The organism is Amycolatopsis circi (assembly GCF_003385235.1).
Taxonomy (GTDB): domain Bacteria; phylum Actinomycetota; class Actinomycetes; order Mycobacteriales; family Pseudonocardiaceae; genus Amycolatopsis; species Amycolatopsis circi.
Genome location: NZ_PQIA01000246.1, coordinates 1 through 6,014, shown reverse-complemented (window position 1 = coordinate 6,014; position 6,014 = coordinate 1). Strand labels below are relative to the sequence as shown.

Below are 6,014 nucleotides of genomic sequence, written 5' to 3'. Positions count from 1 at the left end.
AGTAAGGCTCGTGACCAGCGACGATGGACTCACCGGTCGCCGCCGGAGATTCGCCACGATAGTCGCTAACCGCGAAGAAGCCGCAGGTCAGAGGCCATGATCAAATTAAGCTACGCGGCATTGGGTTCTAACCGGCATAAACACTCACAACCCCCCAGCCCTCCCCGCCGCCGCAGGAGGGCCCCTTACTGTCCTTAATGGATTTCCGCGCCCAGCTCCCGCAAATCCGCGAACGCCTCGGTCAGGTAGTCGTCCAAACTCCGGGTGGGATCGCTGATCCAGGCTTGCGTGGCGTGATGGAACGTCGCCCACCCCGCATGAGCAGCCAACCGCGCCAACCGATCCTCAACACCTCGCTGCCGTAACGCGTCCGCGAGCGCCTCAGCGAGCGTCGCGGCTTTGGCGAGGTTGCGTTCGCGCAGCGTCGGCGTCGCCGCGATCAGATCCCGCCGCGGTTCCGCGAACGGGAGATTGCGCTCCATGATCCGTCCGGCGTTCCGGTAGGCGCGCAGCAGGATTTCCAGCGGTGCAAGGCCTTCCGGGGCCTCGGCGACTGACCGGGTGAGATCGTCGCGCAGGTCGGCTTCGCCGTCGAAGAGCACCTCGCGCTTGTCCGGGAAATGCCGGAAGAACGTCCGCTCGGTGACGCCTGCCCGGGCGGCGATCTCCGCGGTGGTCGTCTTGTCGAAGCCGTTTTCCCGGTACAGCTCCAGCGCCGCCTGCTTGAGGCGGCTGCGCGCTTCTGCTCCGCTCCGTGGCACCTCGTGAGCCTACCCGCCTTCTGCGTCAGTGACAGTCACTGTCACTACGCGTAGAGTCAGCGACTGACACTAAGGAGTCTTCCATGCATGTCTTCGTTACCGGGGGATCCGGCCAGACCGGCCCTGCCGTCGTCGCTGAGCTGGTCCGGGCCGGGCATTCGGTCACCGGCTTGGCTCGCTCGGACACCTCCGCCGCCCGGCTGGAGTCGCTAGGCGCGACGCCGCATCGGGGTGAACTCGACGATCTCGACAGCCTCCGCCGCGGAGCCGAAGCCGCCGACGGCGTGCTGCACATGGCCCAAGGCGGCAGTTACGCCGATCCCGACGACCTCATCCGCCGCGACTGCGAGTCGATCGACGCGCTGGGCCAGGCGCTGGTCGGCACCGGCAAACCGTTCGTCAGCACATCGGGCACGCTGGTGATGAAAGCCGACCAGGTCAGCACCGAACTCGACCCAGCCGATCCGAACTCCGTGGCCTACTTCCGGCTCCCCGGCGAGCAGACCTGCCTCGGTTTCGCTGACCAGGGCGTCCGGGCCAGCGTCGTGCGGCTCGCGCCGACCGTGCACGGACCGCGCGACCACGGTTTCATCCCAGCGCTCATCGCAGGTGCGCGTCGGGCGGGCGTCTCGGCGTACATCGGCGACGGCGGGAACCGTTGGCCAGCTGTTCATCGCGATGACGCGGCGGTGCTTTTCCGGCTGGCGCTGGAGAAAGCGCCTGCCGGGACCATGTTGCACGGAGTCGGGGAAACGGTCGCGATCAAGAGCGTCGCGGAGAAGATCGCTCAGTTGCTGGACATCCCCACGGCGTCCCTAACCCTCGAAGAAGCCGCCGAACACCTCGGAAATCCTTTCCTGGCAAGGTTCTTCTCGCTCGACGTGCCCGCCTCCAGTACGCACACCCAGGACCTGCTGGGCTGGACGCCGCGCCACGCGACGCTCCTGGAAGACCTGGAGACCGGCGACTACTTCACCCCCGAGGCCAGCGATCGTGCCGAGGCGGTCTGGCGGTAGGTCAATTCCGGGCGCGCACCAAACCCGATTCGTACGCGGCGATAACCAGCTGTGCGCGGTCCCGGGCGTCGAGTTTCGCGAGTAGCCGTCCGACGTACGTCTTCACCGTCGCCATCGACAGCTGCATCCGTTCGGTAATCTCCACATTAGACAGTCCACTTGCGACAAGGATGAGCACCTCGCGCTCTCGCGGGGCCAAGGCGGCGACGTCCGCGAGCGGCGGAGCGTCCGGGATCCGCGCGAACTGCGCGACTAACCGCCGGGTGATGGACGGACCGAGCAACGCGTCTCCGGAAGCCACCACGCGCACGGCCGCGCACAGGTCGGCCGGGCGGGTGTCCTTGAGCAGGAATCCCGTCGCTCCGGCGCGCAGGGCGGCGAAGACGTGTTCGTCGAGGTCGAACATGGTCAGCACCAGCACTCGCACATCCGGGACGCGCTCGCCGATCAGCCGGGTCGCCTCGATGCCGTCCATCACCGGCATCCGGACGTCCATCAACACCACGTCCGGCTTTTCGGTCACGGCCAGCTCGACCGCTTCGGCACCGGTCGCAGCTTCGCCGATCACGGTGAAGTCCGGCTCGCTGTCGAGCAGCAACCGGAAACTCCCGCGCAGCAAGGCTTGGTCGTCCGCGACGACGACGCGAATCGGGTCAGTCATCGGCGCACCGGAGGGTGGCGGCGACCCGGAATCCGCCGTCCGGACCGGGCCCAGCGGCCAGTTCGCCGCCGTAGAGGGCGACGCGTTCGCGCATGCCGGTCAGCCCGTGGCCGAGCCGCAGCTCGCCGATCGGCGCCGTGCCGTCGTCGGTGACCTGGATCCGGATCTCTTCGGCGGCAACCGCGACCACCACCCGGCACCGGGCTGGTGCCGCGTGTTTCACCACGTTCGTCACCGCTTCCTGCACGATCCGGTACGCGGCCAGCGCAACAGGTTCGGGCACGCGCGCAGTGCCGAGGACAGACAGCTTGACGTCGACACCGGTCTGCCGCGCGCGTTCGGCGAGCTGCGGCAACGCGGCGAGCGGGTCAGCCGGAGTTTCGTCGGCGTCATCGCGCAGCACGTCCAGCAACCGCCGCATCTCGCCGAGCGCCGCGCGGCTGGTCGCTTCGATCACCCGCAACGCGTCGCGCGCTTCCTCCGGGCGACTGTCCGCGACATGGTTGGCGACGCCCGCTTTCACCGCGATCAAGCCCATCCCGTGCGTGACGACGTCGTGCAGTTCGCGCGCGATGCGGACGCGTTCGTCGACCAGGATCCGATGTTCGCGTTGCCGTTCCTGCCGCGCCGCTTGCTCGCGCCGGGACCGCACCGCTTCGGAAAGCCCCCAGGTGAGCAGCGCGAGCGGGACGCCGAACGCGTACCACCACTGCCCCACGACCGCGGTGGCCGCCGACACCGCCGCAACCCCGGCCGCGGCAGGCAAAGCCCGCGGCGGACGGACGAGGTACAGCACCAGAGCCGCGCCGACGAACGGATCCCACAGCAAGCCGAAAGCCGCGGCGGACGCGGAGACGACCACAGTGCCGATCAACACCGGCACCGTAGCCCGTCGACGCAGCAGCACCGCGGCGGCGATGAGCGTCGCGATCACCGCGGACACGGGCAGCAGCCAGGGCTCCTCGTCGATCAGCAGGTTCCCGGCAAGCCCGACGTCCGTCACGACGAGACCTGCCGCCAGCGCGACGTCGCTCACTCGCAGAGGGGACATAACCCCACGTTAGCCAGTGCGGCGAGCGCGCACATCGTGCTGTGGTGGATCATCCCCCGGTTTAGTTCCGTGGCGTGGAACTGTCCGCTCCGGACCGATGTGCGCGGCGTATCCGGACGGGCACGGTGAGCGGCATGTCGACCTTTCCCGGCCCTCGCCTCGGCGGAGCGGCGCTCGTCCTCGGTCCGGTGCTCGTGCTCGCCGGAGTGCTGCTGCGCCTGCCGTACCCGTTCTTCTTTCCGCACCAGCTCGCTGCGACCGCGCAGCATCCGGCACAAATGACCGTCGCCGCCACCTGCTTCCTCGCCGGTCAGGTGGTTCTTGTCTTCGCAGTGTCCACAATGGTCTGCCAGATCGCGGTGGCGAAGCCGCGCTGGGCGGCGTGGTCCGGCGCGTTTGTGTTGATCGGTCTGGTCGAGCGGGTCTTCCATGCCGGTTTCGACCAAGCAGCAACGGATCTCGCCCGGCATCGCGGGGCGGACTACGCGACCGCGTTCGTCGCGGACGCTTACGGCGACCTGCACCTGTTCAGCTTCTTGTCGTTCACGATCATGTTCGGCTGGCCGCTGCTGGGTTTCGCGGCCTACCGCACCGGAGTGCTCGGCCCGATGCGCGCAGTAGCGCTCGCCACCGCGATGGTCATGCCGCTCGGTGTCCTCAAAGGAACGACGATGTGGTCGATCGCCGCCGCGGCCGGACTGTGCGTCGCGCTCGTGCCGTCCGGGGTCCGGCTGCTGAAACAAGCCGAACGCCCGGACCGACGCACCTTCGGCCTCGCCTGCCTCGGCGCGCTCGCAGTCGGGGCGCTTGGCTACTTGAGCACAATGGGCTGACTACTTCGCGTCGTCCCGCCCGGCGACGAGCACCCGCGCCGCCTCGATGCCCGCGAACGCCCGGCCCTCGCGGGCGAACATGTCCTGGAAAGTCCGCTTCACACAACGGATCATGCTGCCGCGCGAATAAAGATCGGGGCTCAGCGCGAGATAGCCCGCGGCCGCGTACCGGTCGGTGATCTCGCGCGCGTCCTAGTTCAGCCCGAACACGTCGTGGATCAGCACCACAGCCGGGAACGGCCCCTCTCCGGACGGCACCGCCAGATAGCCGTCGATTTCCCGTCCGCCACCGGAATCCGGATGTGCATGGCCCCGACGACAGCCACGCGAGCTGAGATCCGCCTCAGTCCGCGGTGAACGGGTCGTACTGGATCTGGTCCAGCGCGCTGCCCGCGACCAGCATCCGAGACACCGTCGCGCGGATCATCGCCGGAGAACCGGACACCAGGATGTCGTGGTCCGGCCAAGCTCCATAGCGCGTGACCGCCTCGGCGAGAGTGCCGTGTTCGCAGCCGGGCAGGTGGTCGCCGCGTTCGACGACCGGCGTGATGGTGAGCCACGGGTTGGTCGCCGCGAGCGCGCGCAGTTCTTCCAGGTCGTAAAGGTCTTCGCGGGTCGGCCCGCCGTAGAACAGCCACGTCTTCGGGTTCTCGCCCCACAGCGCGAGATGGTCGAGGATCGCCCGCAGCGGCGCGACCCCGGTGCCGCCCGCGACCATCAGCACCCCGCGCGACTGTTCGCGGTTGACGGCCATCCGGCCCAGCGGCGGGCCGAGCCGCCAGACGTCGCCCGCCTGCGTGTGGCTCACGATCGCGCGGGACACCCAGCCGCCGTCGACCGCGCGGACGTGGAATTCGATGCCGCCGTCCTCGCGCGGCGCGTTCGCCGGCGACAGATACCGCCACAACCGCGGCCGCTGCGGGACCTCGACGCTCATGTACTGGCCCGGCGAATACGGCACCGGCTGGTCCGGGATGACCCGCACCAGCGCGAGATCCCAGGTGAGCCGCCGGTGTTCGACCACGGTGGCCGACCACGACGCCGGGTTCTCGTCCGCCGCCGCGGCTTCCTGCATCGCGCGCGCGACGATGGTGAACGCCTCCGCCCACGCGCGCTCGACCTCCGGCGTCCACTCCGGGCCGAGGTGGTTCTTCAACGCGGCCAGCAGCGCGGTGCCGACGGCCTCGTAATGCTTGGGGGCCACGCCGAACTTACGGTGGTCGCGGCCGAGCTGGCGCAGGAACGGGACCAGGTCGTCCGGCCGGTCCACCATCTGCACGACACGGGCCAGCGCGCGGATGATGCGCCCGCCTTGGACTTCCATGTTGATCGGGAAGAAATCGCGCGTGGCGGGCGCGAGGGTGAACAGCATCCCGTAGAAGAACTGGGAGATCTCCGGGGCGTACGGCTCCGATTTGGCCCAGGTGTCGCGGATGAGCTGCACCATCGCGACGACGGCCGCCGGCGCCTGCCGGGGTGCGGCCGAGGTCCGCGGGAGCGGGCTGATCGAATCGGCTGTCATCGGGCTGTCGTCGTTCATGGGTCGGGACCGGAGACCGGGGGGCTGGGAGGGAAGGGTCACGAGAGCAGGGCGGCCGCGGTTGTCGGATTCGTCTCGCGCCGCGCGGGGGAATTCGCCACTCCTGCTCCTCGTTGTCCACGACGTGCTCGCCGCGTCGGCATCGCGGGGCG

The 6,014-nt window shown here is 69.0% G+C and carries 6 protein-coding genes; 2 read left to right on the top strand and 4 right to left on the bottom strand.

Annotated elements, in window-relative coordinates:
- Positions 1 to 194: 194 nt before the first annotated feature.
- On the bottom strand, positions 195 to 761 hold the full coding sequence (locus tag D0D37_RS45470) for a TetR family transcriptional regulator (protein WP_116206762.1): 567 nt from the start codon (positions 759 to 761) through the stop codon (positions 195 to 197).
- Between the two features lie 83 nt (positions 762 to 844).
- On the opposite strand from D0D37_RS45470, the gene D0D37_RS45465 reads away from it, so the two are divergent.
- Positions 845 to 1,777: an SDR family oxidoreductase gene (locus D0D37_RS45465; RefSeq protein WP_116206761.1), complete on the top strand. Its 933-nt coding sequence runs from the start codon at positions 845 to 847 to the stop codon at positions 1,775 to 1,777.
- A 1-nt stretch (position 1,778) separates the two neighbouring features.
- On the opposite strand, the gene D0D37_RS45460 is transcribed toward D0D37_RS45465, so the two are convergent.
- Entirely contained in the window at positions 1,779 to 2,438 is a 660-nt protein-coding gene (locus tag D0D37_RS45460; RefSeq protein WP_116206760.1) for a response regulator, read from the bottom strand.
- Positions 2,431 to 3,489, bottom strand: a complete 1,059-nt coding sequence (locus D0D37_RS45455) for a sensor histidine kinase (RefSeq protein WP_116206759.1) — start codon at positions 3,487 to 3,489, stop codon at positions 2,431 to 2,433. Before D0D37_RS45455 ends, D0D37_RS45460 begins: the two co-directional genes overlap by 8 nt.
- A 134-nt stretch (positions 3,490 to 3,623) precedes the next feature.
- Here D0D37_RS45455 and D0D37_RS45450 point away from each other — a divergent pair, with 134 nt between their 5' ends.
- The gene (locus tag D0D37_RS45450) at positions 3,624 to 4,322 is read left to right on the top strand and encodes a hypothetical protein (RefSeq protein WP_116206758.1); all 699 of its coding nucleotides are present in this window, start codon (positions 3,624 to 3,626) and stop codon (positions 4,320 to 4,322) included.
- Between the two features lie 343 nt (positions 4,323 to 4,665).
- Here the strand turns inward: D0D37_RS45450 and D0D37_RS45440 are convergent, their stop codons facing one another.
- Complete coding sequence (locus D0D37_RS45440; protein WP_208720567.1) at positions 4,666 to 5,844, bottom strand: globin domain-containing protein; 1,179 nt, start codon at positions 5,842 to 5,844, stop codon at positions 4,666 to 4,668.
- Between the last annotated feature and the right edge of the window lie 170 nt (positions 5,845 to 6,014).